This window comes from Streptomyces ziwulingensis (assembly GCF_039542605.1).
GTDB lineage: Bacteria > Actinomycetota > Actinomycetes > Streptomycetales > Streptomycetaceae > Streptomyces > Streptomyces ziwulingensis.
This window is the reverse complement of record NZ_BAABIG010000084.1, coordinates 53,103-79,484: the sequence shown is the minus strand read 5'-3', so window position 1 is coordinate 79,484 and position 26,382 is coordinate 53,103. Positions and strand designations below refer to the sequence as shown.

General features: G+C 73.0%; 24 protein-coding genes and 1 tRNA gene. 8 read left to right on the top strand and 17 right to left on the bottom strand.

Features of this window, described 5'->3' with window-relative positions:
• Positions 1-12 precede the first annotated feature (12 nt).
• Both ABEB00_RS32050 and ABEB00_RS32045 read right to left on the bottom strand, forming a co-directional pair.
• Positions 13-1,179: an SPFH domain-containing protein gene (locus ABEB00_RS32050; RefSeq protein WP_345624199.1), complete on the bottom strand. Its 1,167-nt coding sequence runs from the start codon at positions 1,177-1,179 to the stop codon at positions 13-15.
• Between the two features lie 154 nt (positions 1,180-1,333).
• Positions 1,334-2,317, bottom strand: a complete 984-nt coding sequence (locus ABEB00_RS32045; protein WP_345624198.1) for a peptidoglycan-binding protein — start codon at positions 2,315-2,317, stop codon at positions 1,334-1,336.
• Between the two features lie 187 nt (positions 2,318-2,504).
• Here ABEB00_RS32045 and ABEB00_RS32040 point away from each other — a divergent pair.
• From ABEB00_RS32040 to glxA, 3 genes are all read left to right on the top strand, one after another.
• Positions 2,505-2,578 (top strand) — tRNA-Lys (locus ABEB00_RS32040).
• Between the two features lie 230 nt (positions 2,579-2,808).
• Positions 2,809-4,716 carry a glycosyltransferase family 2 protein gene (locus ABEB00_RS32035; protein WP_345624197.1) on the top strand — a complete coding sequence of 636 codons (1,908 nt, stop codon included), beginning with the start codon at positions 2,809-2,811 and terminating at the stop codon, positions 4,714-4,716.
• Positions 4,713-6,650, top strand: a complete 1,938-nt coding sequence (glxA, locus tag ABEB00_RS32030) for a radical copper oxidase GlxA (RefSeq protein WP_345624196.1) — start codon at positions 4,713-4,715, stop codon at positions 6,648-6,650. The genes ABEB00_RS32035 and glxA overlap by 4 nt, the downstream gene beginning before the upstream one ends.
• On the opposite strand, the gene ABEB00_RS32025 is transcribed toward glxA, so the two are convergent.
• From ABEB00_RS32025 to ABEB00_RS31965, 13 genes are all read right to left on the bottom strand, one after another.
• Complete coding sequence (locus tag ABEB00_RS32025; RefSeq protein ID WP_345624195.1) at positions 6,647-7,705, bottom strand: glycoside hydrolase family 6 protein; 1,059 nt, start codon at positions 7,703-7,705, stop codon at positions 6,647-6,649. The genes glxA and ABEB00_RS32025 overlap by 4 nt on opposite strands.
• Before the next feature lie 68 nt (positions 7,706-7,773).
• A complete protein-coding gene (locus tag ABEB00_RS32020; protein ID WP_345624194.1) occupies positions 7,774-8,439 on the bottom strand; it encodes a class F sortase in 666 nt (221 codons plus the stop codon).
• Positions 8,440-8,441: 2 nt separating this feature from the next.
• Positions 8,442-9,206, bottom strand: coding sequence for a hypothetical protein (locus tag ABEB00_RS32015; RefSeq protein WP_345624193.1), 765 nt, complete (start codon positions 9,204-9,206; stop codon positions 8,442-8,444).
• A 131-nt stretch (positions 9,207-9,337) separates the two neighbouring features.
• Complete coding sequence (locus ABEB00_RS32010) at positions 9,338-10,117, bottom strand: HAD-IIA family hydrolase (protein WP_345624192.1); 780 nt, start codon at positions 10,115-10,117, stop codon at positions 9,338-9,340.
• A gap of 159 nt (positions 10,118-10,276) precedes the next feature.
• Complete coding sequence (locus ABEB00_RS32005; RefSeq protein ID WP_345624191.1) at positions 10,277-11,770, bottom strand: alkaline phosphatase family protein; 1,494 nt, start codon at positions 11,768-11,770, stop codon at positions 10,277-10,279.
• 87 nt (positions 11,771-11,857) lie between these two features.
• The gene (locus tag ABEB00_RS32000) at positions 11,858-12,907 is read right to left on the bottom strand and encodes a 2-aminoethylphosphonate ABC transporter substrate-binding protein (protein ID WP_345624190.1); all 1,050 of its coding nucleotides are present in this window, start codon (positions 12,905-12,907) and stop codon (positions 11,858-11,860) included.
• Between the two features lie 87 nt (positions 12,908-12,994).
• Positions 12,995-13,792 carry an ABC transporter permease gene (locus ABEB00_RS31995; RefSeq protein ID WP_345624189.1) on the bottom strand — a complete coding sequence of 266 codons (798 nt, stop codon included), beginning with the start codon at positions 13,790-13,792 and terminating at the stop codon, positions 12,995-12,997.
• Positions 13,779-14,663: a 2-aminoethylphosphonate ABC transporter permease subunit gene (locus ABEB00_RS31990; protein ID WP_425586613.1), complete on the bottom strand. Its 885-nt coding sequence runs from the start codon at positions 14,661-14,663 to the stop codon at positions 13,779-13,781. The genes ABEB00_RS31995 and ABEB00_RS31990 overlap by 14 nt, the downstream gene beginning before the upstream one ends.
• A complete protein-coding gene (locus ABEB00_RS31985; protein ID WP_345624187.1) occupies positions 14,641-15,762 on the bottom strand; it encodes an ABC transporter ATP-binding protein in 1,122 nt (373 codons plus the stop codon). Before ABEB00_RS31985 ends, ABEB00_RS31990 begins: the two co-directional genes overlap by 23 nt.
• Entirely contained in the window at positions 15,759-16,463 is a 705-nt protein-coding gene (locus ABEB00_RS31980; RefSeq protein WP_345624186.1) for an HAD family hydrolase, read from the bottom strand. The genes ABEB00_RS31985 and ABEB00_RS31980 overlap by 4 nt, the downstream gene beginning before the upstream one ends.
• 5 nt (positions 16,464-16,468) lie before the next feature.
• Positions 16,469-17,593 (bottom strand): TIGR03364 family FAD-dependent oxidoreductase, encoded by a 1,125-nt coding sequence (locus ABEB00_RS31975; RefSeq protein WP_345624185.1) that lies wholly within the window; start codon positions 17,591-17,593, stop codon positions 16,469-16,471.
• Positions 17,594-17,757: 164 nt separating this feature from the next.
• Positions 17,758-18,513, bottom strand: coding sequence for a GntR family transcriptional regulator (locus ABEB00_RS31970; RefSeq protein WP_345624184.1), 756 nt, complete (start codon positions 18,511-18,513; stop codon positions 17,758-17,760).
• A gap of 135 nt (positions 18,514-18,648) precedes the next feature.
• Positions 18,649-19,380 carry a GbsR/MarR family transcriptional regulator gene (locus tag ABEB00_RS31965; RefSeq protein WP_345624183.1) on the bottom strand — a complete coding sequence of 244 codons (732 nt, stop codon included), beginning with the start codon at positions 19,378-19,380 and terminating at the stop codon, positions 18,649-18,651.
• A gap of 272 nt (positions 19,381-19,652) precedes the next feature.
• Here ABEB00_RS31965 and ABEB00_RS31960 point away from each other — a divergent pair, with 272 nt between their 5' ends.
• From ABEB00_RS31960 to ABEB00_RS31950, 3 genes are all read left to right on the top strand, one after another.
• Entirely contained in the window at positions 19,653-20,321 is a 669-nt protein-coding gene (locus ABEB00_RS31960) for a DUF4097 family beta strand repeat-containing protein (protein ID WP_345624182.1), read from the top strand.
• Between the two features lie 108 nt (positions 20,322-20,429).
• Positions 20,430-21,401, top strand: a complete 972-nt coding sequence (locus tag ABEB00_RS31955; RefSeq protein ID WP_345624181.1) for an ATP-binding cassette domain-containing protein — start codon at positions 20,430-20,432, stop codon at positions 21,399-21,401.
• On the top strand, positions 21,398-22,192 hold the full coding sequence (locus tag ABEB00_RS31950; RefSeq protein WP_345624180.1) for an ABC transporter permease: 795 nt from the start codon (positions 21,398-21,400) through the stop codon (positions 22,190-22,192). The genes ABEB00_RS31955 and ABEB00_RS31950 overlap by 4 nt, the downstream gene beginning before the upstream one ends.
• A 15-nt stretch (positions 22,193-22,207) precedes the next feature.
• Here ABEB00_RS31950 and ABEB00_RS31945 read toward each other — a convergent pair whose 3' ends face one another.
• Positions 22,208-23,101 carry a hypothetical protein gene (locus ABEB00_RS31945; protein ID WP_345624179.1) on the bottom strand — a complete coding sequence of 298 codons (894 nt, stop codon included), beginning with the start codon at positions 23,099-23,101 and terminating at the stop codon, positions 22,208-22,210.
• A gap of 216 nt (positions 23,102-23,317) precedes the next feature.
• A complete protein-coding gene (locus ABEB00_RS31940) occupies positions 23,318-24,676 on the bottom strand; it encodes an ROK family transcriptional regulator (RefSeq protein ID WP_425586608.1) in 1,359 nt (452 codons plus the stop codon).
• Positions 24,677-24,731: 55 nt separating this feature from the next.
• Between ABEB00_RS31940 and ABEB00_RS31935 the strand changes: the two genes are divergently transcribed.
• Positions 24,732-25,835 (top strand): Gfo/Idh/MocA family oxidoreductase, encoded by a 1,104-nt coding sequence (locus tag ABEB00_RS31935; RefSeq protein WP_345624178.1) that lies wholly within the window; start codon positions 24,732-24,734, stop codon positions 25,833-25,835.
• Positions 25,832-26,347 carry a heme-degrading domain-containing protein gene (locus ABEB00_RS31930; RefSeq protein ID WP_345624177.1) on the top strand — a complete coding sequence of 172 codons (516 nt, stop codon included), beginning with the start codon at positions 25,832-25,834 and terminating at the stop codon, positions 26,345-26,347. Before ABEB00_RS31935 ends, ABEB00_RS31930 begins: the two co-directional genes overlap by 4 nt.
• Positions 26,348-26,382 lie beyond the last annotated feature (35 nt).

The window sequence follows — 26,382 nt, the reverse complement described above, 5'->3', positions numbered from 1 at the left end:
ACCAAGTTCAGATTATGGCCGCTGGTTGAACATGTCCATACCAATCGTGGAACCCGCTGCGGGGCCCGCGCAGAAGGCCACCGTCAAGTCCTTCACCAGCGCCTTGCGTTCGTGGTCGTCGAGAGCGACCAGCCCGCGCGTGGTCAGCCGGGTCACCGTGTCCTCCACCGAGTTCACGACCGAGCCGAGCAGCGTCGCCCGCTGCGCCGCGTCCAGCGCGGCGATCCGGCGCCGGTGCATGGCGGCGGCCACCTCGGGGGCGTACTCCACCCGGACCGGCCGGACCGAGAACACCTCCAGGCCGACCGCCGTCGCGTCAGCCGCCACCAGCCGGGTCAGCGCCTCACCGGCCGCGTCGGCCGCGGACCGGGCGGTCCCGGGCGGCTCCACCGGCACCCGGGCGAGCGCCGCCTCCACGCATTGGCGCAGGTAGGTCTCGTGGTCCTCGACGCCGAGGGTGGCCCGCGCGGTGTCCCGGACCCGCCACACCACCAGCGTCACCGCCCGCAGCGCGACCCCGTGGCCGTCGGCCGCGGGCATCGGCTCGCTGCGCCAGTGCCGCAGCCGGACGTCGACGCGGCGGCGCAGCAACAGCGGGTTGACCCACATCAGGCCGGTGCGCCGCACCGTCCCCCGGTACCGTCCGAACAGACCGAGCACCCAGGCCCGCCCGGTCCGCCCCCGGGCCAGCCCGCCGAGGCCGAACAGACCCAGCGCCCCGGTCCCGGCGTACGCCGCCCACTGCGCGGGTCCGAGCCCGGCCCCCGGGTCCGCCGGCAGCCGCAGCGCCTCCAGCGCGAGCGGCGGCACGGTCCCCGCCCACCAGGAGGTGACCGCACAGCCCGCCGCGCCGCAGACACCGGCGAGGACACCGGCCGCGCCGGGCAGTACCCGGGCCGGCCGTTCCACCAGGCCGGGGTCGACCCGCGGGCCGGCCGGCGCCGGACGCCGCAGCCGCGGCTGCTCCCCCGTGCCCTGCCGGCGGCCGACCACCGCCGGGCGCGGCGGCACCGGCGACAGGGCGGCGGTGTCCCGGAAGAGCAGGTGGACGGGGATCTCGGTGGTGGACTCGTTCTGGATCAGCCGGACGTGCCGAGACCTGCCGTCCGCCGGGTCGCCGGAGTCGGGGCCGCCGGGCTCGGGCGTGGGCGGCGTGGTCGTCGAAGGGGTCGTGGTCATGCGTGCTCCAGCCTCCGCGCCAGAGGCGCCGGATGCGCCATGAGGGGGTCGGGGGGACGAGCGGGGTGGGGGAACGGGCGGGGTCGAGGGAACGGGCGGGGTGGGAGGACGAGCGGGGTCAGGTGAACAGGCGAGGTCAGGTGAACAGGCGGGGTCAGGTGAACAGGCGGCGCCAGGTCTCCGGGCCCGGGAAACCGTTCGCGGCGCCGCCGCGCCAGCCCTGGGTGCGCTGGAACGCCTCGACCGCCCGCCGGTCCGCCGCACCCCAGCGCGGCCCCGGACCGGCCGGGTAGAACCTGCCGTACCCCTTCTCGACCAGCCGTTCCCCGAGCCGGGCGACATGGGCGTTGACGGCGCCGGGCCGGAAGGAGGCCCGCCCCGGGTACTCCGTCCCGCCGGGGGCGTCGGCCGTCAGGCCCTTGTAGCGGTAGGGGAGGTACTGGTCGGAGTTGCTCCAGTAGGCGTACGGCGTGGCCTGCTTGCGGGTGTGCGGCGGGGTCTGCTCGTAGGCGGTGTACTCGGTCTGCGCGGCGTCCGTCCAGCCGCCGAAGATCGTCACGTGGGAGCCCCCCTCGGGATCCGCCTCATTGTGGAAGAGAAGAATGTCGCCGGGCTGGAGTTCCTCCTTGGTGATGGGGTCGGCGTACTCTCCGAGGCTTCCCGTCCATTCGTTCTTGGGCAGGTTCCAGGCCATCGAGACATAACCCGAGCAGTCCTGCCGATAACCGTCGGACCAGTACGCGCTCATGCTGTACGGCACCTTCGCGGCGACCCAGGTCTCGGCCCGGTCGATGATCTCGGTGCGGGTGATCGCGGACAGCGGGGCGCCGGCCGGCGCCGCCGGACCGCCGCCCGGGCCGTGCAGGGGCGCCTGCTTGCCCTGCGGGGTGGCACGCTCCTCACCTGCGGGGATGCCGGGCCGGGCGGGTGCGTGGGCGGCGGTCGGGACGGCGGCGGCCCCGCCCGCGCCGAGCGCGGCGGAGAGCGCCGCCGCGACCACGAGGGCGCGGTGGGCCGCCGGGTGGGCGGGGGCGGCGCGGCCGGCCGGGGCGGGCGGCAGGACGCGCCGCCAGTGATGACAACCGGGGCAGTCGCAATCACCCGCCGGGTCGAATTCCACGAATACCGGCGTCTCCATGCGATTCCCCTCACACTGCTGGTGAAAATCTCCGCGGCGATGCACGAGCGTCAGTTTCGCAACTGTCTTCCGGGTGCGCATGTTGACGGTCCGAATGATGTACGGGGCACCACGGGAGGGTGACCGGGAGCACGGCGGGTGGTCCGGAGCACGCTCCGGGGTCCGGTAGAGTTGTCGATGTCAGCAGGCGCCGCTAGCTCAGTTGGTTAGAGCAGCTGACTCTTAATCAGCGGGTCCGGGGTTCGAGTCCCTGGCGGCGCACAGACAACCGAAAGCCCCTCGCTCACGCGGGGGGCTTTCGGCGTTTTCGAGTCCGGTGTTTTCCGCGCGGGGCATCATGCAACCGGAGGGCGCCTTTCGCTGTCCCACGGGGGGTGAGCACGCGGTGACCGGCGCCCCGCCAACGAGACGCCTGTGCCGGTCCAGGGGCACCGGGCAGCGGGCGCCGTAAGCGACGAAACACGCGTGACCTGCGTGTGGGGGGATGACTCATGACGTCGACGCCGTCGGGCGCCGGAGCGGATCCCGGTCCGTCCCGGACCACCGAGCCGAGCGTGCCCGCTCATCGGACGAGTACTACCGGAACCTTCCGCCGGATCAGGAAGAGCCTCCCGAGATACGACTACGAGCACTACAGCCGGCTCGCGGGCCCCCTCACCGAGCCCGACCCGTACACGCCGTACCGGGTGCGGTACCGCTCGCTGCTCTCGCGGGAGCCGCACCGCGTCCGGGTCGCCCTGATGCTGGCCGCCGCCCCGCTGCTCTCCGTGGTGCTGCTGGTGTGGCTGCTCCAGCCCGGGCACTGGACCGAGCGCGACTACCCGGCCTTCGCCTGGCTGCCCGCCCTCGACCTGGTCATGCTCGTCTCGATCGGCCTGATCGAGCTGTTCCGCTGCCTGAACGTGCTGTCGAACGCGCACGCCACCCTGATCGCCCGCGATCCGGTGCCGGTGGTGCCCGAGTCCGGTACCCGGGTCGCCTTCCTCACCTCGTTCGTGCCCGGCAAGGAACCGCTGGCGATGGTGACCCGGACCCTGGAGGCGGCCGTGCGGATCCGCCACCGCGGGCTGCTGCACGTCTGGCTCCTCGACGAGGGCGACGACCCGCGGGTGCGGGCGGTCTGCGCGCGCCTGGGCGTGCACCACTTCTCCCGCAAGGGCGTCGCCAGGTGGAACCGGGCCGGGGGACCGCACCGCGCCCGGACCAAGCACGGCAACTACAACGCCTGGCTGGAAGCGTACGGCGACGGCTACGACTACTTCGCCTCCGTCGACACCGACCACGTGCCGATGGCGAACTACCTGGAGCGGATGCTCGGCTACTTCCGCGACCCGGACGTCGGCTTCGTCATCGGCCCGCAGGTCTACGGCAACTACGACAACCCCGTCACCAAGGCCGCCGAGTCCCAGCAGTTCCTCTTCCACGCCCTCATCCAGCGGGCCGGCAACCGCTACGGCGCCCCGATGTTCGTGGGCACCTCCAACGCGGTGCGGATCAAGGCGCTGAAGCAGATCGGCGGCCTGTACGACTCGATCACCGAGGACATGGCGACCGGGTTCGAGATCCACCGGCACCGCAACCCCGCCACGGGACGGAAGTGGCGCTCGGTCTACACCCCCGACGTACTCGCGGTCGGCGAGGGCCCGAACGCCTGGACGGACTTCTTCACCCAGCAGATGCGCTGGTCCCGGGGGACGTACGAGACGATCCTCAAGCAGTACTGGAAGGGCTTCCACTCGCTGCCGCCGACCCGGCTCTTCCACTACACGATGATGATCATCTTCTATCCGATGGCGGCCCTGAACTGGATTCTGGCGGCGCTGAGCTGCGCGCTCTTCCTGGGCCTGGGCGCCTCCGGCGTGAACATCGACCCCGCGGTCTGGCTGATGCTCTACGGCAACGCCTCCGCGCTCCAGATCGGCCTCTACGTCTGGAACCGCCGCCACAACATCTCGCCGCACGAGCCCGAGGGGTCCGGCGGGGTCGCGGGCATGATCATGTCCGCGCTGTCGGCGCCGCTGTACGCCAAGGCGCTGATCGACTCGGCGCTGCGCCGCGAGAGCAGGTTCGTGGTGACCCCGAAGGGCGACTCGGCCAGCCCGGACACGCTCTTCGGCACCTTCCGCCACCACTGGTACTTCATCCTGGTCTTCGGCGCGTCGATCACCGCCGGTGCCGTCCTCGGCCACGCCCATCCCGCGATGATCGTCTGGGCGGCCTTCGCGCTGCTGATCACCGCCTCCCCGATGTTCGCGTGGGGGATCGGCCTGCGGAAGGCGGGGCGCCGGCCGGCCGCGCCCCTCCCGGCGCGGCGGCTGCCCCGTTGGGCCGAGTCCGCCGGGGGCGACGACCAGCCGCTGCGGATCGCGCTCGGCGGACCGGGGGGAGGTGAGGAATGAAGCACCAGGCAGGCCGCCGCCGGGCCCGTCGGCTCACCATGGGCACGGTGGTGGCGCTCGCGCTGGCCGGGTTGAACGGACCGTGGCTGTACCGCTTCGGTACCGAGGAGTACCACCAGTACAAGATCGGCAGGCCGGAGTACAAGGCCGCCAACGGCCGCTGGGAGATCGTCGACTTCCCGGCGGAGTACCGGCAGAACACCATCCACGCGGCGCTGCTGCACACCGGCAAGGTGCTGCTCGTCGCGGGGTCGGGCAACAACCAGGACAACTTCGACGCGAAGCGGTTCGACACCCGGATCTGGGACCCCGTCAAGGGCACGGTCAGGAAGGTGCCCACCCCCACCGACCTGTTCTGCACCGGCCACACCCAGCTCGCCGACGGCAGGCTGCTGATCGCCGGCGGCACCAAGCGGTACGAGAAGCTCCAGGGGGACGTCACCAGGGCCGGCGGCCTGATGGTGGTGCACAACGAGAACCCGGACAAGCCGATCACCCTGCCCGCCGGCACGAGCTTCACCGGCAGGGAGAACGGCCGGACCTTCGTCTCCCGGGACCCGGTGCTGGTGCCGCGCGCCGAGAAGGTCTTCGACAAGGCCACGGGCGCGTTCCTGCGCACCGAACCGGGACTCGGCCGGATCTACGTCGAGGCGCGGGCGAGCGGCGCTCGGTACGAGACCGGCACCCAGGACAACTACCGGGTGCGGGGCCTGAAGGGGGCCGACGCGCGGAACACGTACGGCATCGCGGAGAAACTCGCCCTCGACAAGAAGGACTTCCAGGGCATCCGGGACACCTATGAGTTCGATCCGGTCGCCGAGAAGTACCTCAAGGTCGCCCCGATGCACGAGGCCCGCTGGTATCCGACGCTCACCACGCTGAGCGACGGGAAGGTCCTCGGCGTCTCCGGCCTCGACGACATCGGGCAGCTCGTGCCGGGCAAGAACGAGGTGTACGACCCGGAGACCGAGAAGTGGGGTTACACCGACAGGACCCGTCAGTTCCCGACCTACCCGGCGCTGTTCCTGATGCAGAACGGCAAGCTGTTCTACTCGGGTTCGAACGCGGGGTACGGGCCCGCCGACGTCGGACGGGACCCGGGCGTCTGGGATGTGGAGACGAACAGGTTCACGAAGGTCCCCGGGCTGAGCGACCCGGACCTGATGGAGACGTCCGGCACGGTGCTGCTGCCGCCCGCGCAGGACGAGAGGTACCTGGTGATCGGGGGTGGCGGGGTCGGCGAGTCCCCGCGGTCCAGCGAGCGGACCCGGATCGTGGACCTCAAGGCGGACCGCCCCGGGTTCACGGCCGGGCCCTCGCTGGAGAAGGGGACGCGGTACCCGCAGGCGTCCGTGCTGCCCGACGACAGCGTGCTGGTCTCCGGGGGTTCGCGGGACTACCGGGGGCGTGGCGGCTCGGACATCCTGCAGGCCCGGCTGTACGACACGGGAAGCGGGGAGTTCCGGCGGGTCGCCGATCCGCTGGTCGGCCGGAACTACCACTCCGGGTCGGTCCTGCTGCCCGACGGGCGGGTGATGTTCTTCGGGTCGGACTCGCTGTACGGGAACGAGGCGAACACCCGGCCGGGCGAGTTCGAGCAGCGGATCGAGATCTACACGCCGCCGTACCTGTACGGGGCGGAGCGGCCCGATCTCACGGGCGGGCCGCGGACCCTCGCGCGGGGGGCGTCGGGGACGTTCACGTCGAAGGCTGCCGGGTCGGTGCGCAAGGCGCGGTTGATCCGGCCGAGTGCGGCGACGCATGTCACCGACGTGGACCAGCGGTCGATCGCGCTGGAGTTCGAGGCGGTCGGGGACCGGCTCACGGTGACCGTGCCGGGGAACGGGAACCTCGTTCCGTCGGGGTGGTACATGCTGTTCGTGACGGACGGGGACGGGGTGCCGAGCAAGGCGCGGTGGGTGAAGGTGCCCTAGAAGCTCGCGGCCTGCGCCAGTTGCAGCGCGTAGGCCGACCACCACTGGCCCGCCCCCGGGCCGCCCTTGCATTCGCCGTCGGACTCTCCCGGGCGCTTGACCCAGAGGTAGGCGTCGGCCAAGGGGTCGGCCGTCTCGGTCGTGGGGGTCTCGCCGAGGGCGCGGCCGGGCGGGTTGCACCAGCGTTCGGACTCGGCGCCCTCGGTGTAGGGGCCGTTGCCGTTGCGGCTGGTGTCGATGACGAAGGGTTTGCCGGCGACCTTCGCCGAGAGCCGCTTGCCGTAGTCGAGGGAGTCCTCGGTGGAGTAGAAGTTGGAGACGTTGACCGCGAAGCCGTCCGCGCGGTCGAGGCCCGCGCGGGTGAGGGGCTCGTGGAGCCGGTCCGGTTCGCCCCAGCCGGCGTTGCCCGCGTCCAGGTAGACCTTCGTCTTCTTCAGGGACGTGAGCTTCTCGACGGCGCCCCGGAGCAGGTCGTAGCGCTCCTCGTGGAACTGCTCGGGGGTGCAGCCGTCCACCAGGTGCAGTACGGCGTCGGGTTCCAGGACCACCGTGGCGGAGCGGTCGCCGATGCCCTTGGCCACGGCGTCGACGAAGGCCCGGTAGGCGTTGCCGTCGGCGGCGCCGCCCTGGGAGTACTGGCCGCAGTCGCGGTGCGGGATGTTGTAGACGACGAGCAGGGCGGTACGGCCGGCCCGGTCGGCGGCCTCGGTGAAACCGCGGGCCTGTGCCTCGGGGTTGTCCGGGCTGATCCACTCGGCGGTCGGCTGCTGGGCGATCTTGCGGATCTGCTCGGCCGCCGCGGCCTGGCCGGCCTTCTCCAGCTCCGCCACCCGCCGGGCCGCCGTACCGTCCGGGTTGACCCAGAACGGGTCGCGCTCCTCGGGCTGCTGGGTGACGCCGGCAGCGGTACCGGCACCGGCGCTCTCGGCCCGGCCGCCTTCCTCCGCGCCGCCGGACGAGCAGCCCGCCACCAGCAGGGCCGCCCCCAGCACCACCGCCGGCACCCGCGTCGCGAACGTCGCGGCGGACGCCCCGGCCCCCTTGCTGCCGTACATCCGACCCCCACTGAGCGCACTGTCGCGAGGGCCAATCCTGACATACCCCGGGGTGGCACGAGGCGGCGTCAGGGGCCCGTGCCGGTGAGGTAGGCGGAGACGACGACGTTGGCCGAGTAGCTGTCGGTGGTCCGGTCGAAGGTGCCGCCGCAGGTGATCAGGCGCAGTTCGGCGCGGCCGGTGCGGTGCGGCCCGTACGCCTGTCGCGCGTCGAAACCGTCGCGGGTGAGGACCTGTACGTCGTCCACGGTGAACTCGGCGGCCCCGGTGCCGTCGCGGACCACCCGGATCGTCTCCCCCGGCTTCAGGGTGCTCAGCTTGTAGAAGACGGCGGGCCGGGTCTCGGTGTCGACGTGTCCCACCATCAGCGCGGTGCCTGCGGCGCCGGGGGCGGTGCCGGCCGCGTACCAGCCGACCGTGCCGGGGCGGCCGAACGGCGGGGGTTCGGGTGCGCCGGCGGGGTCGAGGCCGCCGGCGGTCACCGGGGCCTCGATGCCGAGGTGCGGGATGTCGAGGCGCCGCGGGAGGGCGTCGTCGAGCGGCGCGTGGGCGGGGGGCAGGTCCCGGTGCGGGGGCCGGCCGGCCGCCGCCATGTCCCCGGTGGCCGGCCCGGCCGTCCCGGCGGGCCCGCCGGTCGCCTCGCGGCCCCAGAGCCACAGGCCGAGGAGCAGCACCGCCCAGGCGATGCCGGTCATGAGGCGCCCGCCGCCCGGGGAGCGTTCCTGATCGGGCATGGTCAGTCCGTTCCGCGGCTCCGGCGGGCGCTGCGCAGCGCGACGGCGACGGCGGCGACCCCGGCGAGGACGAGACCGGTGACCGCGTGCGCGGTGCCCGGCCCGTCCGCCTGGGCGTCGTCCCCGGCCGCCAGCGCCGTCCCGCCGCCGCCCGCCGCGACGGGGGCGATGGGCGAGGCGTGGGCGGCGACGGGGCGGTTGCGGGCGGGGGCGAGGTCACGGTCGGGTTCGGGTTCGGATTGGGGTTCGGGTTCGGCGGGGCTCTCGTGGGTGACTCCGTCGGTACGGGCCGGGGCGCGCTCGCCTGTGTCGGCAGGTTCCGGGGCGCTCTCCCCGGATTCGGCACGGGCCGGGGCGCGTTCGTCGGAGTTCGTACGCTCCGGGGCGCGCTCCCCGGTACGGTCGCCGGTGTCCTCCGGTGCGGTGACGGTGAGCGTGCCCTCGCGTGCGGTGGGCCCGCAGCGGACCTCGACGGTGTAGGCGCCGGCCTTGAGCGGGGCGCGTACCCGGCTGGAGCCGACCAGCGCGCCGTCCGTGCTGGCCAGGGAGAGTTCCGCGTCGGAGACGAACGCCGCCGAGACGGCGACGGCCGTCCTCTCGGTGCAGCCGGCCACCCGGAGCGTGACGTCGGTGCCGGGGGCGGGGGCCGCCGGGGTCACCGAGACCCGGCCGTCGTCCCCCGCGTCGTCCCCCGCGAACGCCGTCGCCGGGAGGAGCGCCGCGGTGAGCGCGGCTCCGGCACAGAGAGTGGCTTGCAGTGAGCCCATCGTGTACCTCCAGTCACCTGGAGACTCCCCCGCGCGCCCCGCCCCCGCATCCGGTGCGGGCGGGTGACTGCTCCGAACGGGCGACGGCGGCGGGCGGCGCGTTTCGGGCCGGCGCGGGAGAGCGGGGCCGGTCAGACCAGGTCGACGAGGTCGGCGATGGAGTCGACCACCGTCGACGGCCGGTACGGGAAGTTCTCGATCTGGTCCGGACGGGTCAGGCCGGTCAGGACCAGGAAGGTCTGCATCCCGGCCTCCATGCCGGCCAGTACGTCGGTGTCCATCCGGTCGCCGATCATCGCGCTGGTCTCGGAGTGGGCGCCGATCGCGTTGAGCCCGGTGCGCATCATCAGCGGGTTGGGCTTGCCCGCGAAGTACGGCTGCTTGCCGGTCGCCTTGGTGATCAGCGCGGCCACCGCGCCGGTGGCCGGCAGGGGGCCCTCGGTGGAGGGGCCGGTCTCGTCGGGGTTGGTGCAGATGAACCGGGCCCCGGCGTTGATCAGCCGGACCGCCTTGGTCATCGCCTCGAAGGAGTAGGTACGGGTCTCGCCGAGGACCACGTAGTCGGGCTCGTGGTCGGTGAGGATGTACCCGATGTCGTGCAGGGCGGTGGTCAGTCCCGCCTCGCCGATGACGTACGCCGAGCCGCCCGGCCGCTGGGCGTCGAGGAACTTGGCGGTGGCCAGCGCCGAGGTCCAGATGGACTCGATCGGCACCTCCAGGCCCATGCGGCGCAGCCGGGCGTGCAGGTCACGCGGGGTGTAGATCGAGTTGTTGGTGAGCACCAGGAAGGGCTTGCCGGACTCGCGCAGCCGCTTCAGGAAGGCGTCGGCGCCGGGGATCGGCACGCCCTCGTGGATGAGGACGCCGTCCATGTCGGTGAGCCAGGACTCGATGGGCCTGCGGTCTGCCATGTGCTGGGTACTCCCTGGTGCGGGGTGGGGCAAAGACGGGGGCGCCGGAACCACGGCGTGCCGACACCCCCAGCCTAGTCAGCACCCGGCCCGACCAGGACCGAGCCGGTCGGGACCGGGCTGGTCGGGACCGGGCTGGTCGGGACCGGGCTGGTCGGGTCAGGACTGGGTCAGGCGGACCCCGTCGATCACCCAGTACCAGTTGTTGCCGCCGGTGTAGCGGAAGCGGACGCGGGCCGTGCGGGCTCCGGAGGGGACCTGGAGGGTGACGGTCTCGGTGCGGGAGGGGACGTCGGCGGTGTAGGTGCGCACGGCCACGGGGGCGGCGCCGTCGAAGGAGACGAGGACCTCGCCCTTCTGCGGGGACTCGTGCCGGTAGTAGGTGGTGTAGGTGAGGGTCGCGGGCCGGCCGCCGGTGACCGTCCAGGCCGGGCCGACCAGGGTGGAGTCGAAGGTGCCGGTGAACGCCTTGTCCTGCCACTCGTCGCCGTCGGCGACCGCGAAGACGCCACGGGCGCGGACGTTGGACTCGCGCTGCTGGTCGCGCTGGGACTGGGTCCAGAACTCGTCGGTGGTGAAGGACCAGCCGCGCCACTCGGTGACGCCGCCGGTGCCCATCGCGGAGTTGTCGACGGACCAGCCGGCGGGCGGGGTGTGGGTGTGGCCGAGGACGGCGGCCGGGATGCCGGTCTCGTCGGTGCGGGCGGTCAGCTTGGGGCGCAGGGTGTCGAAGTCGTCGGGCTGGGGCTGCTGGACCGGGCGGCCGTCCAGGTCCCAGGCCGGGTCGAGGGCGATGCCGAGGTGGGCGAGGGCGGAGGCGGCGACGTCCGGCATCTTCACGTCGTACCGGACCGAGCCCGCGCTCAGGGTCGGGCCGGTGGCGATCAGGAACGTCGAGCGCTCGGGGAGGGTGGAGCCGCCGTGGCCGCCCGCGTCGGTGTGGCCGTGGTCGGCGGTGACCATGATCAGCCAGTCCTCGGAGGCGTACGTCGGACGGGCCTTGACGGCGGCGACCATCTCGCCGACCTGGGCGTCGGCGGTGTGAATGGCGTCGAGGTACTGGGTACTGGCGGCGCCGTGGCCGTGGCCGGCGTGGTCGATGTTGTCGAGCTGTACGAAGACCGCGTCGGGGCCCGCGCCCTTGAGCCGGGCGACCGCGCGGGAGGTGGTGCCGGTGTCGTACTCGGCGCTCGGGGTGGAGACGCGGGTGTCGACCGCGGCCGAGAAGACGGTGTCGGTGAGCGGGGCCCAGGAGGAGACGGCGTACGTGGTCAGGGACGGCTTGGCGGTCTCGATCCGGGTCAGGAAGTCGGGGTACCGCGCGAACTCGTGCCCGGTGAAGGCGTTGTCCCTCACGTGGTGCTTGTCGGGCCAGACGCCGGTGATCAGGGTGGACCAGCCGGGGCCGGACATGGTGGGTGCGAGCGGGTCGGCGTAGAGGGTGCTGGGAGCGGTGAGGCCGGCCGCCATGAGGGCGCCCAGGTGCGGGGCGTCGGCTGCCTTGATGCGGGTGAGCAGCGCGCCGTCGAGGCCGATGACCAGGACCTTGGGGGTCTTGGCGGCGGCGCGGGCGCCGGTGGCCAGAGGTCCGGCGGTGGCCGCGAGGGCGGCGGCGGACAGCAGGAGCGAACGGCGGGAGACGCGGTACGACATGTGGTCCTCCACGGGGTGACGGGCGGGGCGGGGGTGTGGGCGGGACAGCCTTCGGCTGCCGGACCGCCCTTGGCTGCCGGACCGCTCTTAGCTGCCGGTCGCCGACTTCCAGGCGTCGACGTAGGCGGTGAGGTTCTTCTCGATGTCGGCCCAGTCGGGCTCGAAGATCTCCACGCCGTCCATCAGCGTGGTCAGTTCGACGGCGTTGGCGTCGGTGGCCTTGATGTCCTGGCGGGCCGCGAAGCCGCCGCCGATCTCGCTCGCCTGCCGCTGGGCCCGCTGCCCGAGCATGTAGTCGAGGAGCTTCTGTCCGTTCTCGGTGTGCGGGGCCTTGCTGACCAGGCCGGCCGCATACGGCAGCGCGAAGGTGGTGGGCCTGCCGCCCTCCGGCGCCGGGAACCAGATGCCGAGGTTCGGCATGGACTTCGACTGGGAGTGGTTCATCTGCACATCGCCGTTGGCGACGAGCAGTTCGCCCTTGTCGACCTTGGGCGCGAGCTTGCCGGTGGAGGCGGCCGGGCCGACGTTGTTGGCCTGGAGCTTCTTCAGGTACTCCATGGCCGGCCGCTCGCCGCCGAAGTCGTGCATGGCCTTGATGAGGACGGCGGTGCCGTCGCCGGCGACGCCCGGGGTGGAGTACTGGAGCTTGTTCTCGTACTTCCGGTCGAGCAGGTCCGCCCAGGTGGTGGGGGGCTGCTTCAGTTCCCCGGTGTGGTGGATGAAGCCGAAGTAGTTGTTGACGACCGCCGTCCAGGTGCCGTTCTCGGCCTTGTCGGCGCCGCTGACCTGGTCGGCGCCCTTCGGCGCGTACTTCTCCAGCAGGCCCTTGGTGTCGGCCTGCTGGATGAAGGGCGGGAGGGTGACGAGGACGTCGGCCTGCGGGTTGCTCTTCTCGCGGACGGCGCGCTGCACCATCTCGCCGGAGCCGCCCTCGACGTACTTCACCTTGATGCCGGTCGCCTTCTCGAAGTCCTTGAAGATCCGGTCGTACCAGCCGTCGCCGTTCTCGCCCTTGAGGCCGTCGGCGCTGTAGACGGTGACGACCTTCTCGTCGGCGGCGGAGCTGCCGCCGCAGGCGGTGAGCGGCAGGACGAGCAGGCACAGGGCGGTGACCGGCAGGAGGGGCTTTCTGGACATGGCGAGGTGAACTCCTTGCGTGGCGGGGTGGATACGGCGGGAAGTGGTCAGCGGTGCGAGGGTGGGGTCAGCGGTACGAGGGTGGGGTCAGCGGTACGAGGCTCTGGTGCGGATTCTGGAGACGGCGGACAGCACCAGCAGGGTGGCCGCCATCAGGACCACGGCGATCGCGGAGCCGGTGAACAGGGCGCCGCGGTCGGTGGCGGCGTAGATCAGGACCGGCAGCGGGGTCCAGTCGGGCGGGTAGAGCATCATCGTGGCGCTCAGCTCGCCCATGGAGAGGGCGAAGCAGAGGCCGGCGGCGGCGGTCAGGGACGGCAGCAGCAGGGGCAGCCGCACCCGCCACAGGACGTACGCGGGGCGGGCGCCGAGGGACGCGGCGGCCTGTTCGTACGCCGGGTCGAGGCGGGTGAGGGCGGCGGCGACGGACTGGTACGCGAACGCGGTGACCAGGACCGAGTGGGCGATGATCACGATCCAGCGGGTGCCGTTGAGGAGGAACGGCGGCCGCGAGTAGGCGACCAGGATCGCCAGGCCCACGACGACGGAGGGCACCGCGACCGGCAGGACGAACAGGGCGTCCAGCACCTTGCGGGCCCGCTTGCCGAGCGCGGCGGCGGCGAGCGCGGCCCAGGTGCCGGCGGTGAGCGCGAGCAGGCTCGCGGCGGCGGCGGTGACCAGGCTGGTGGTGAGGGCCTGGAGGGCCTCGCCGCGGGTGGCCGCCCGGTAGTGGGCGGTGGTGAGGCCGGAGGGCAGGACGCCCGACCAGTGGGTGGCGAAGGAGGCGCCGAGGACGACGAGCAGGGGCAGCGCGAACAGGGGAAGGAACAGGACGAGGAAGCCGGCCCACAGGGCCCACCTCGCGCCCCGGCTATGCACCAGCACGGCGGCTCACCACCCGGTAGAGGCCGTACAGGCCCACGGAGATCAGGACGTTGACGACGGCGACCACGCAGGCGCCCGGGTAGTCGGACTCCAGGATCGCCTTGCCGTAGACGAGCATCGGCAGGGTCGTGACGCCCTTGGCGCCGGTGAAGAGGACGATGCCGAACTCGTTCAGGCACAGCACGAGGACCAGGCTGCCGCCGGACGCGAGGGCGGGCAGCGCCTCGGGCAGGATGATTTGCCGCACGATCCGCGGCGCGCGGGCACCGAGCGAACCGGCCGCCTCGATCTGGGCGGTGTCGATCTGGGAGAACGCGGCGAGCAGCGGGCGCATCACGAACGGCGTGAAGTACGTGATCTCCGCGAGGAGCACGCCCCAGGGGGTGGTGAGGAACCGGAAGGGGCCCTCGGCGGTCCCGGTGACGCCGGTCCACGCTCCGTTGGCCAGGCCGGCCGTGCCGTAGACGAAGAGCAGGGCGAGCGTGATCAGGAAGGACGGGAAGGAGAGGAAGACGTCGACGAACCGGGCGACCGCGCGGGCGCCGGGGAACGGCACGAAGGCGATGACCAGGGCGAGGAAGAAGCCGAGGACCAGGCAGCCGGCGGTCGCGGCCGCCGCCAGCCAGACGGTGGTCCACAGCGCCTCGCGGAACGCCTCGGAGGCGAAGACGTCGGCGTACGGCTGGACGGAGGTGCCGCCGGTGTCGGGCTGGAAGGACTGCTGGACGACGAGGGCCAGGGGGTGGAGGAAGACGAGGGCGAGGAGGGCGACGGGAGGCAGCGCCCAGACCCAGGACGGGACGCCGGTGCGACGGGTCCCGGTCTTCGCCGGGGCGGTCGGGGTCGCCTCAGCCACGGTCGCCCCAGCCATGGTCGCCCTGGCCACGGTCGCCCTGGCCACGGTCGCCCACCCCGGCGGGCAGCAGCACCGCGTCCCCCGCCGCGAAGTGCAGCGTCACCGTGGCGCCGTGGACCGGCGGGTCGCGCAGCTCGCGCAGGTCGGCCATGATCCGGTGGCCGGCCACGTCGACGTGGAGGCGGTGGGTGGCCCCGCGCCACTGGATCTCCGAGAGCGTGCCCGTGAGCCGGTTGGGCCCGTCACCGATGCCGACCAGGTGCGGCCGGACGCAGAGCGTCGCCCGCGCGCCGGGAACGGCGCCCGCCGTGTCGACGTCGACCCGCGTGCCCGCGAAGTCGGCGCCCTCGGTGCCCACGGTCACCGGCAGCAGGTTCGCGCCGCCCACGAAGGACGCGGTGAACTCGTCGGCCGGCGCCCGGTACAGCTCCTTCGGTGTCCCGCACGCCTGGAGGCGGGCCTGGTCCATCACCGCGATCCGGTCCGCGAGGGTCAGCGCCTCGACCTGGTCGTGGGTGACGTAGAGCATCGACACGTCGGGGAGTTCCCGGTGCAGCCGGGCGAGTTCCGCGAGCATCCCGGAGCGGAGCTGGGCGTCGAGGGCGGAGAGCGGCTCGTCGAGGAGGAGGACGTCGGGGCGGACGGCGAGGGCGCGGGCGATGGCGACGCGCTGCTGCTGGCCGCCGGACAGCTCGCGCGGGTGGCGGCGGGCGTAACCGGCCATGCCGGTCATCTCCAGCGCCTCGCCGACCCGTTCCCTGATCCGCGCCTTGCCGGCCTTGCGGGCCTTGAGGCCGAAGGCGACGTTGTCCTCGACCCGCAGATGGGGGAAGAGGGCGTAGCTCTGGACGACCATGCCGATGCCCCGCCGGTGCGGCGGCAGGTCGGTGACGTCCCGGTCGCCGAGGAAGACCCGCCCGGAGACGGGCCGTACGAACCCGGCGACCGCCCGCAGCGCGGTGGTCTTGCCCGATCCGGACGGCCCGAGCAGCGCCATGACCTCGCCCGGTCCGACGGTGAGGTCGAGGGCGTCCAGGACGACGTTGCCGTCGTAGGCGACGGTGACGGAGTCGAAGCGGATTCCGGCGCTCGCGGCGCCTGGGGAGGTGCTCATCGGCCGGCCGCTCCCCGCAGGAGGGCGGGCAGGCCGGCCACCGAGTCCAGGACGTGGGTCGCGCCCGCCGCGCGGAAGGCGTCGTCTCCGTGGGCGCCGGTGCGCACCCCGGCGACCAGACCGGCCCCGGCCCGTACGCCGCTGAGCACGTCGTAGGAGGTGTCGCCGACGACGGCGACCTGGGCGAGGGCGTCGGCGGCCCCGGTGCGCAGGAACGCCGCCAGGACCAGGTCCGGGTACGGCCGTCCGCGGCCGCCCGCGTCGGCCGGGCACAGGGTGAGCGGCACCAGGTCCCGCCAGCCGAGCGCGTCGAGGACGGCGTCCTGGGTGACGCGGGCGAAACCGGTGGTCAGGACGGTCGTCCGGCCGTCGGCGGCGAGTTCCTCGATGGCCTCGCGGGCGCCGGGGACCGGTGCGACCAGGCCGCCGTCGACGAGTTCGCCGTACGCCTTCTCGAAGGCGGCGTTGGCCCGCCGGGCCCGTTCCTCGGTGCCGAAGAGGTGGCGGAAGACGGAGATCTTCGACTCGCCCATGGTGGCGCGGACGTGGTCGAGCTTCTCGGCGTGGTCGGGGGTGCCGGGTTCGACGCCCAGTTCACGGGCGGCGCTGTCGAAGGCGCGCTCGACCAGGCCGCCGTCGGCGACGGTGGTGCCGGCCATGTCGAGGACGACGAGACGGATGTCGGGAGCGGCGGTCGTCATGTGGTTCACCAGCCCAGTTCGTTCGCGGTGGTCTCGGCTATCGCGGGCGAGCAGGTCATGCCGCGCCCGCCGGGCCCGGTGACGAGCCAGATCCCGTCGCGCACCCGCTGCCGGTGCACCACGCGGGTGGGGTCCACGCACTGCGCGTACACGCCCGCCCAGCGGCGCCGGATTCTCGGCAGCGGGCGGCCGAGGAGGGACTCGACGACACCGGTGAGGTGCTCGTAGGGGTCTTCGAGGGTGTCGAAGGCGAAGGGGTGCGCGTACTCGTGGGTGTCGCCGATGGTCAGGCCGCCGTCGGCGCGCTGCACCATCAGGAGCTGCATCCGGTGTTCGGCGGCGGTGGCCGGCTGCGGCTGCGCGGCGGTCAGCTCGTCCAGGGCGGGCGAGGCGTACGCCGGGTAGTAGCGGAAGCTGTCGGCGTCGGCGACCGAGGTGGGCAGCGGCTCGCCGAGCGGGTCGGTCTGCATCATCTGGAGCCGGACCCGGCGCACCGGCAGCTCCGGTCCGGCCAGTTCGCGGACCAGGCCGCCGAGCCAGGCGCCGGTGCAGAGCACCACGGCGTCGGCGGTGTGGGTGTCGCCGTGGTCGTCGCGGACGGTGCCCGGACCGGTCACCTCGCGGACCTCGCGGCCCGGCAGGAAGGTGTAGTTCGGGGACTTGTGCAGCTCGGCGCGGAGGGCGAGCTGCGCGGTGCGCGGTTCGACGGCGGCGTCCCGTTCGCAGTACAGGGCGGCGTCGAACTCCCCGCGCAGGGCGGGGTTGAGCGCGCGCGCCTCGCCCGGGGTGAGCAGCTTGTGGCCGCGGGCGGCGGCGTCCGCGCGGGCCACGGCGGCCTCGGCGACGGCCAGCTCGCGGGCGCCGCGGACGGGGGTGAGGGAGCCGTTGGGGCGGAAGCCCAGCGCCGGGACGCGGCCGCCGATCTCCTCCCACAGCTCCCGCGCCCGCAGCGCGGTCTCCAGTTCCTCGCCGCCCGCGCGGCCGCTCACCCAGATCTGGCCGAAATTGCGCAGCGAGGCGCCGCGGGCCTCCTGCTCGCGCTCGATCTGTACGACCTCATGGCCGCGTTCCACCGCTTGCCAGGCGTGCATGGTGCCCACCACGCCGGCTCCTACCACTGTCACTCTCACGTCCGCCACGCTCCTCGCCACCGGGGAACCGGAGAAATCCGGCCGTCAACGAAAGCGTGAACTGGGCATCACTTTTGGGCTAGACCCGTTATCTATTCGTGATCATGCGGGGGTGAGGTAGAAGCGGGGAGAAACCATTTCCTTTACGGTCCTTCCGGGCGCTCTCAGCCGCGCAGCCGGGCGGAGAAGGAGAACCGGTCGCCCCGGTAGAGGGTGCGCACCCGCTCCAGGGGCAGGCCGCCGGTGTCCCGGGAGACGCGGTGGATGAGCAGCATCGGCAGGGCCGGCGGGGTGCCGATGAGGAGGGCCTCGCGCGGGGTGGCGAGCACGGTCTCGATCCGCTCGTCGGCCTCACCGAACGCCATGCCGCGCCCGGCGAGGTGGGCGTAGAAGGAGGAGTCCGGGTCGAAGGCGGTGTCCAGGTCGGGCAGCCGGGCCACGGAGACGTAGGTGCTCTCCAGGCCGACCCGCTCGTCGTCGGCGAGCAGCACGCGCTCCAGGTGCCAGACGGGTTCGCCGCGGCTGAGACCGGTCTCGGCGGCGAGCGCCTCGGGGCAGGGGAACCGGTCGAGGGTGACCAGCGCGCGGCCGGGGGTACGGCCCTGGCGGCGCACCCCCTCGGTGTAGCTGGCCAGCGAGAGCGGCTGCTCCAGCTTGGGACCGGCGACCACCGTGCCGCGGCCCTGCCGGCGCAGCTTGCCCTCCAGCACCAGTTCGCGCAGCGCTTGCCGGACGGTCTCGCGGGCGACCTCGTACCGCTCGGAGAGGTCGCGCTCGGTGGGGATCGGGGCGCCCTCGCCCAGCTCGCCGACGAGCCGGTCGATCTCCGCCTTCACGGCGTAGTACTTCGGCACGCGGCCGTGCTCCGGGATGCCGGCGCGGACGGGGGCGCCGGGGGCCTGGTCGTTCGGGTAGTCCACGCGAGGATGTTCGCAGACGGTTCACGGACGGGTTCACGGACGGGTTCGCGGACGGTTCGCAGACGGTTCTCGGACGGTTCGCAGACGGTTCGCGGACGGGGGTGACGGGCTCGCGCGGGGCGGGGCCCTCGCCCGTCAGTCCGCTCGCGGGTCCGTCGCGGTGGGTGTGTAAAGGACCTCGCGGGCCTGTTCGGCGGCGCGGACGATGCTCTCCGCGACGAAGTCCACGAAGCGGGCGATGTTCTCCAGGCGGGCGGCGGCCGGGGTGCCGGGGCCGAGGATGCCGACCCCCTGCCGCGCGGTCTCGATGAGCCGGGCGTGCGCCCGCGCGCTGGCGATCATCGACTGGTACCAGACGTCGCCGTCGACGAAGTAGCGATCGCGGCGGCGTTCGTCGCGTTCCCGGCGGATGAGGGCCTGGCTCTCCAGGAACGCGACCGCCTTGGAGACGGAGGCCGGGCTGACCTGGAGACGCTGGACGAGTTCGGCCGCGGTGAGACTGCCCGCGTCGGTGGTGAAGAGGGACACCAGCACCCGGGCCGTCATCTTGGACAGGCCCTGTTCCATGAAGACGGTGGTGAACGCCTCCTCGTAGTCGCGTACGGCCTCGGGGTCGCGTCCGTCGTGCCGCCCGGCCGCCGCCGGCCCCCGGGGCGCGGCCTGCTTGCGCCGGTGGACGCGGCGTTCGGTGGCGCGGTGGGCCAGGTCGGCCCGGTAGGCGGTGGGGCCGCCGTTGCGCATCACCTCGCGCGTGATCGTCGAGGTGGGGCGGTCGAGACCCCTGGCGATCTCCGCGTAGGCGAGCCCGTCGGCCAGCCCCAGCGCGATCCGCTGACGCTCCTGCTGGGTGAGCCTGCCTCCCGGCATCGCGATCCCCCTCATATGTGCTTGCCGTGTCATGTGCACTCGCCGTGACCCCTCGGCGCCCACGAGGACGCCTGACGCTCACAGCATAGCGTTCACTTCTCATCCATTGCAACGGAAGCATGGGTTCTATTGCATTAGATCCCATCCCATTGCAACGAATAATAGCCTTCCACCTGCGGTGATGTGCTTCGTATGCAACGCGTCCGTTGCCACTTCCACAAACGCAACGTAGCTTTTCCATCAACGGAAACGACGGTCCGAAGGAGCGCACGATGCAGACGTTCGACACCCCCGCCCCGGTCTCGGCCCTCCTCGACATCCCCGCCGGGCAGATCCGGTTCATCGCCGCCGACCGCGCCGACACCACGGTCGAGGTACTGCCCGCCGACCCCGCCAAGGGCCGGGACGTGAAAATGGCGGAGCAGACCGAGGTGGCCTACGCCGACGGTGTCCTGCGGATCGAGGTCCCGGCGGCGAAGAACCGGCTGCTCGGTCCCTCCGGGGCCATCGAGGTGACCGTCAGGCTGCCCGCCGGCTCCCGGGTGGAGGCGAAGGCCGCCGCCGCCGAACTCCGCGGCGTGGGACGGCTCGGCGACGTCACCTTCGAGGGCGGCCACCGCTCGATCAAGCTCGACGAGGCCGACAGCGCCCGCCTCACCGGCCTCGACGCCGACATCACGATCGGCCGCCTGAACGGTCCCGGTGAGATCAGCACCCAGAAGGGCGACCTGAACATCGTCGAGGCCGTGCGCGGCACGCTCACGCTGAACACCCAGATGGGGAACATCACCGTCGGTGCCGCCCACGGGGTCTCCGCCTCCCTGGACGCCGGCACCGGTCACGGCCGGGTCCACAACGCGCTCAAGAACACCGGCGCCACCCACGGCCTGGCCCTCCACGCGACCACCGGCCACGGCGACATCAGCGCCCGCAGCCTCTGACCGTCTGCGCCGGCCGCGCGGTCTCCGCCCTCTCCAGCCTCCCTCTCCAGCCTCCCTCTCCGGCCGTCGTCCCCACCCTCCGTCCGCAGCCTTCAAGGAGCCTCTGTCATGACCGACTTGGCCATCTCCGCCACCGGACTGCGCAAGTCCTACGGCGACAAGACCGTCCTCGACGGCGTCGACCTGGCCGTCCCGGCGGGTTCCGTGTTCGCGCTGCTCGGGCCGAACGGCGCCGGCAAGACCACCGTCGTGAAGATCCTCTCCACCCTCGTCTCCCCCGACCCCGCCACGGGCGAGATCCGCGTCGGCGGCCACGACCTCACCGGCGACGCGCAGTCCGTGCGGGCCGCGATCGGCGTCACCGGCCAGTTCTCCGCCGTGGACGGCCTGATCACCGGCGAGGAGAACATGCTCCTCATGGCCGACCTGCACCACCTCTCCCGCGCCGAGGGCAGGCGGGTGAGCGCCGAACTGCTGGAGCGCTTCGACCTGGTGGAGGCCGCGAAGAAGCCCGCGTCCACCTACTCCGGCGGGATGAAGCGCCGCCTGGACATCGCGATGACCCTGGTCGGCTCACCGCGGATCATCTTCCTGGACGAGCCGACCACCGGACTGGACCCCCGCTCCCGCCACAACATGTGGCAGATCATCCGCGAACTCGTCACCGGCGGCGTCACCGTCTTCCTCACCACCCAGTACCTGGAGGAGGCGGACGAGCTGGCCGACCGCATCGCCGTCCTGCACGGCGGCCGGATCGCCGCCGAGGGCAGCGCCGAGGAACTCAAGCGCATCGTGCCCGGCGGCCACGTCCGCCTCCGCTTCGCCGACCCCGCCGCCTACCGCGCGGCCGCCGCCGCCCTCGGCGACACCGTCCGCGACGACGAGGCACTCGCGCTCCAGCTCCCCAGCGACGGCAGCCAGCGCGCTCTGCGCGCCGTACTCGACCGCCTGGACACGGCCGGCGTCGAGGCCGACGAACTCACCGTGCACACGCCCGACCTGGACGACGTCTTCTTCGCCCTGACCGGCACGGCCGACATCCCCCGTCAGAACGACCAGTCCAAGGAGACCGCCCGATGAGCACCTTCTCCCTCGCCGTACGCGACTCCTCCACGATGCTGCGGCGGAACCTGCTGCACGCCCGGCGCTACCCCTCCCTCACCCTGAACCTCCTGCTCACGCCGATCATGCTGTTGCTGCTGTTCGTGTACATCTTCGGCGACACCATGAGCGCGGGCATCGGCGGCGGTGACGCGGACCGCGCCGAGTACGTCGCGTTCCTCGTCCCGGGCATCCTGATGATGACCATCGGCTCCACCACGATCGGCACCGCCGTCTCCGTCGCGACGGACATGAGCGAGGGCATCATCGCCCGGTTCCGCACCATGGCCGTCCACCGCGGCTCGGTGATCATCGGACACGTCGTCGGCAGCGTCCTGCAGTCCGTCGCCAGCGTGGTCCTGGTCGGCGCCGTCGGCCTCGCCATCGGCTTCCGCTCCACCGACGCCACCGCCCTGGAATGGCTCGCCGCGCTGGGCCTGCTCGCCCTGTTCGCCCTGGCGCTGACCTGGATCGCCGTCGGCATGGGCCTGATCAGCCCCAACGCCGAGGCCGCCGGCAACACCGCCATGCCGCTGATCCTGCTGCCGCTGCTCTCCAGCGCCTTCGTCCCGCTGGAGTCGATGCCGGGCTGGTTCCAGCCGATCGCCGAGTACCAGCCGTTCACCCCGGCCATCGAGACCCTGCGCGGGCTGCTGCTCGGCAGCGAGATCGGCCACAGCGGATGGCTCGCCGTCGCCTGGTGCCTGGGCCTCACGGTCCTCGGCTACTTCTGGTCGACCTCGAAGTTCCACCAGGACCCGAAGCAGTGACCGAGGCGCCGTCCGTCAGCGGTGGCGGCGGCGCACCAGCAGTACGGCGCCGGCCCCGGCGGCGGCGAGCAGGGCACCGGCCGTGAGAACGGCGTACGTCCGGCCGAGCCCGGTACCGGCGAGTTCGTCGGCGAAGGGAAGCACACCGGAGGAGGCGGCGGGACCGGGACTCGCCCCGGTCCCGCTGTCGGTTCCGGTACCGGGCCCGGTGTCGGTACCGCTGTCGGCTCCGGTGTCGGTACCGGTGCCCGTCTCGCCCGTCTCGCCCGTCTCGCCCGTCTCGCCCGCCGCGATCCGGAACCGGTAGTCGTTCGACTGCCCGACCCATTCGCCGTCACCGCCGCGACGCTGTACGACGGCGGCGACGGCGGTGACGTCGTTGGGCCCCGCGTCCGAGGTGACCGCGAGCCGGACCTTGACGCTGACCGTCCGGCCGGGCCCGACCGTGAAGCCGGGAAAGCCGCCGTCGTCGGCGGCCAGGACCCCGATCAGCTCGTCGGCGTCGGTGGCCTTCAGCCGGACCGGGTGCGGGCTGCCGCCGCCGCTGTCGTCGTCGTAGAACTCCAGCTTCGGCTGTGCGGGCGTCAGCGCGCGCCGCTCGTCGACCAGGACGACGACGGGGTGGATGCCGGCGCAGGTGCGGTCGGTGGTGTTGGTGAGGTCGATGTACCAGGTCCCGTAACCACCCCCGGCCTCGTAACCGGCGGGCCCGCCGTGGAGGCGGGTGGTCAGGGGGAAGGTGTGGTCCTCGGCGGCGGTGCAGGCGGGCAGGGGTTCAGGGGTGGGGTCGGAGGCAGGGGCGGGATCGGGGGCGGCCGTCACGGCGGGGGTCCGCATCTCCGCCGAGCCCGGCGCCGATGCCAGGGCAGGGGCGGGCGCGGACGCGGCGAGAAGGGCGGCTGCCGCCATCAGGCAGGGGGACGCGGGCGTACACAGTCGCATGAACACATGAGCATGCCGGGTGGGTGCGGTCCCGGTCGTCGTCCCGGCCGTCCGCTCCTCCGGACGGCCGCAGGAATGCCCTCCATGGAGGGAGGCGAGTGGAGGCGGTGGGCGTGACGGAACCGACGCAAGCGCCGCGATTGCCGTGACGGCCGTGACCGCCGTGACCGCTGTGACCGGCGCTCACGCCTCGCCGCGTCCGAAGAGGGGCGCGAGCAGGAGTTGGGCGGCGCCCTCGGCCACGGCGCGCGCCCCGCCGGGGGCGATCCGTACCGGGACCGGCGTCTCGCCGCCGCCCTCGCGCCGGGCGCGGGCCGCCAGGACGGCGCCGACCCCGTGCACGTACTCCTCGGGTGTCGCGGTGACGGTCCGGCCGCCGAGCAGGACCAGGTCGATGTCGAGCAGTCCGACCAGGTTGGCGGCGCCCGCGCCCAGTACGCGCGCCGCCTCGGCGACGTCACCCCGGTCCACGGCCCGCAGGCACAGGGCCTCCACGCAGCCGCGCGCCCCGCAGGTGCAGGGCGGCCCGTCGAGTTGGATGACCTGGTGGCCGAACTCGCCCGCCCCGGTCCGCGGCCCGCGGTGCACGCTCCCGCCGAACACGAGCCCGGCCCCCAGCCCCGTACCGAGGTGCAGGTAGGCGAAGGAGCCGCGCTCGCCGCCGACCGCGAGGCCGAGCGCCGCCGCGTTGGTGTCCTTGTCGACCACGACCGGCACCCCCAGCCGCCGGGCCAGCGCGTCCCGCAGCGGGAACCCGTCCCACTCGGGGAAACCGGTGACCCGGTGCAGCACCCCCCGGGCATGGTCGAGAGGACCGGGGAGCGCGACCCCGAGGCCGAGCAGGGTGGGGGCGTACGCAGGCGCGTGGGCGCCGGTGTGGACAGGGGTGCGGACAGGGGTGCGGGCATGGGTGTGGGTGTGGGCATGGGTACGGGCGGCCGCGGCGAGCGGGGCGCGGCTGCCCCCGCCCGGCCGGGGTCCCTCCCCCACCAGCGCCTCCCCCACCAGCGCCTCCCCGACCAGCGCTTCCGCCTCCCGCACCAGTCCCGTCAGTACGGTCTCGGCTCCCGCGCCGAGGTCCAGGGGTGCCCGCCGCTCCCCCACCACCGTGCCCGTGAGGTCGACCAGCACCGCCCGCAGTTCGTCGCGGTCCAGATGGACGCCGACGGCGTGCCCGGCCGCCGGCACCAGCCGCAGCAGCGTGCGCGGCTTGCCGCCGGTGGACGCCCGGTGCCCCGCCGCCGCGGCGAGGCCGTCCGCCCGCAGCCGGGCGGTGATCTTGCTGACCGCCTGCGGGGTGAGCCCGGTCCGCTCGGCCAGCTCCAGCCGGCTGATGCCCTCGGCCCCGGCCGTCCGCAGCAGGTCCAGCACGAGGGCGGTGTTGTGGTGGCGCAGGCCGAGCAGATTGACGCCGGCCGCCCGATTCGCCCCGCCGCCCTCACTCCCGGCCCCCTTCCCGGTCCCGCTGCCGTCCTTGCCGTCCTTGCCGTCCTTGCCGTCCTTGCCGTCCTTGCCGTCTGCGTCGCCGTCCGTCCTGTTCACGCCGCCATTCTCGCTCCTGCTTGCACTTTGGCAACAGCGTTGCCAAAGTAGACGTATGACTGGTACGACTGACACTCCTCCCGGCACCGCGCGGCGCACCGGTGCGCTGCGCGTCGGACTCGTCGGCTACGGCCTCGCGGGGTCCGTCTTCCACGCCCCGCTGATCGCCGCCACCGAGGGGCTCACCCTGGACACGGTGGCCACCTCCAACCCGGAGCGGCAGGCGCAGGCCCGCGCCGAGTTCCCGGACGTACGGGTCGCCGCGAGCCCGGACGACCTGTTCGACCGGGCCGGCGACCTGGACCTGATCGTCCTCGCCTCCCCGAACAAGACGCACGTCCCGCTGGCGACCGCCGCCCTCAAGGCCGGCCTGCCGGTCGTGGTCGACAAGCCGCTCGCCGGCACGGCGGCCGAGGCGCGCGAGCTGGCGGCCCTCGCCGAGGAGCGCGGCCTCTTCCTCTCCGTCTTCCAGAACCGCCGCTGGGACAACGACTTCCTCACCCTGCGGGGGCTGCTCGCCGAAGGCGCCCTGGGCGACGTATGGCGGTTCGAGTCGCGGTTCGAACGGTGGCGGCCCCAGCCCAAGGGCGGCTGGCGCGAGTCCGGCGACCCGGCAGAGATCGGAGGTCTGCTGTACGACCTCGGCAGCCACGTCGTCGACCAGGCACTGGTCCTGTTCGGCCCGGTCACGCGGGTGTACGCGGAGGCGGTGGTGCGCCGCGAGGGCGCCGAGACCGACGACGACACGTTCATCGCGCTGACGCACGCGAGCGGCGTCCGCTCCCACCTCTACGCCTCGGCGACCACCGCCCAGCTCGGCCCCCGCTTCCGGGTGCTGGGCTCGAAGGCCGGTTACGTCAAGTACGGCCTGGACCCGCAGGAGGCCGCCCTGCGTGAGGGCAAGCGACCCGGCCGCGGCTGGGGCGAGGAGGACGAGTCGCTGTGGGGCCGCGTCGGCGCCGGGGAGTCCCCGCTGACCGGCGGCGGACGCGTCGAGCCGACCCTGCCCGGTGACTACCCCGCCTACTACGCGGCGGTGGCGAAGGCGCTGCGGGACGGCGGCCCCAACCCGGTGGACGCCAGGGAGGCCGCCGCCGCCCTGGACGTACTGGAAGCGGCCCGCCGTTCGGCCCGAGACGGTGTGGCGGTGACCCTGTGACCCGGCGCGAGCAGGCACCCACTCCGAGCAAGACCACCGAACCGGGCCCCACCGTCGCGGAGTTGGAGGCGGAGGAACGCCGTCTGGTCCTCCCCTCCTTCACCTACGACGACGCGTGGGCGCTGGGCTCCCTCCTGGTCGAACGGGCCCGGCTGCGGCAGGCCCCCGTGGCGATCGACATCCACCGGGCCGGCCAGCAGCTCTTCCACGCGGCCCTGCCCGGCTCCAGCCCGGACAACGACATCTGGATCGCGCGCAAGCGTCGGGTGGTGGAGCGGTACGGTTCGGCGTCGTACCTGGTGGGCGCCCGTTTCCGGGCCAAGGGCTCGACGTTCGAGGCGTCCTCCCGCCTGGACCCGGACCGCTACGCGGCGCACGGCGGCTCGTTCCCGATCCACGTCGAGGGCGCGGGTGTGATCGGCGCGGTGACCGTCTCCGGCCTGCCCCAACTCCAGGACCACCAACTGGTGGTGGAGACGCTGGAGCGCTTCCTGAACATCGCGAAGTCCTGACGTACTGAACCCCTGAAGTCCTGAACCCCTGAAGT

Bases quoted from the DNA above. Each gene is read 5' to 3' on its own strand.
- ABEB00_RS32050 (WP_345624199.1), bottom strand. From the start codon at position 1,179: ATGACCACGACCCCTTCGACGACCACGCCGCCCACGCCCGAGCCCGGC.
- ABEB00_RS32045 (WP_345624198.1), bottom strand. From the start codon at position 2,317: ATGGAGACGCCGGTATTCGTGGAATTCGACCCGGCGGGTGATTGCGAC.
- ABEB00_RS32035 (WP_345624197.1), top strand. From the start codon at position 2,809: ATGACGTCGACGCCGTCGGGCGCCGGAGCGGATCCCGGTCCGTCCCGG.
- glxA (WP_345624196.1), top strand. From the start codon at position 4,713: ATGAAGCACCAGGCAGGCCGCCGCCGGGCCCGTCGGCTCACCATGGGC.
- ABEB00_RS32025 (WP_345624195.1), bottom strand. From the start codon at position 7,705: ATGTACGGCAGCAAGGGGGCCGGGGCGTCCGCCGCGACGTTCGCGACG.
- ABEB00_RS32020 (WP_345624194.1), bottom strand. From the start codon at position 8,439: ATGCCCGATCAGGAACGCTCCCCGGGCGGCGGGCGCCTCATGACCGGC.
- ABEB00_RS32015 (WP_345624193.1), bottom strand. From the start codon at position 9,206: ATGGGCTCACTGCAAGCCACTCTCTGTGCCGGAGCCGCGCTCACCGCG.
- ABEB00_RS32010 (WP_345624192.1), bottom strand. From the start codon at position 10,117: ATGGCAGACCGCAGGCCCATCGAGTCCTGGCTCACCGACATGGACGGC.
- ABEB00_RS32005 (WP_345624191.1), bottom strand. From the start codon at position 11,770: ATGTCGTACCGCGTCTCCCGCCGTTCGCTCCTGCTGTCCGCCGCCGCC.
- ABEB00_RS32000 (WP_345624190.1), bottom strand. From the start codon at position 12,907: ATGTCCAGAAAGCCCCTCCTGCCGGTCACCGCCCTGTGCCTGCTCGTC.
- ABEB00_RS31990 (WP_425586613.1), bottom strand. From the start codon at position 14,663: ATGGCTGGGGCGACCGTGGCTGAGGCGACCCCGACCGCCCCGGCGAAG.
- ABEB00_RS31985 (WP_345624187.1), bottom strand. From the start codon at position 15,762: ATGAGCACCTCCCCAGGCGCCGCGAGCGCCGGAATCCGCTTCGACTCC.
- ABEB00_RS31980 (WP_345624186.1), bottom strand. From the start codon at position 16,463: ATGACGACCGCCGCTCCCGACATCCGTCTCGTCGTCCTCGACATGGCC.
- ABEB00_RS31965 (WP_345624183.1), bottom strand. From the start codon at position 19,380: ATGCCGGGAGGCAGGCTCACCCAGCAGGAGCGTCAGCGGATCGCGCTG.
- ABEB00_RS31960 (WP_345624182.1), top strand. From the start codon at position 19,653: ATGCAGACGTTCGACACCCCCGCCCCGGTCTCGGCCCTCCTCGACATC.
- ABEB00_RS31955 (WP_345624181.1), top strand. From the start codon at position 20,430: ATGACCGACTTGGCCATCTCCGCCACCGGACTGCGCAAGTCCTACGGC.
- ABEB00_RS31950 (WP_345624180.1), top strand. From the start codon at position 21,398: ATGAGCACCTTCTCCCTCGCCGTACGCGACTCCTCCACGATGCTGCGG.
- ABEB00_RS31945 (WP_345624179.1), bottom strand. From the start codon at position 23,101: ATGGCGGCAGCCGCCCTTCTCGCCGCGTCCGCGCCCGCCCCTGCCCTG.
- ABEB00_RS31935 (WP_345624178.1), top strand. From the start codon at position 24,732: ATGACTGGTACGACTGACACTCCTCCCGGCACCGCGCGGCGCACCGGT.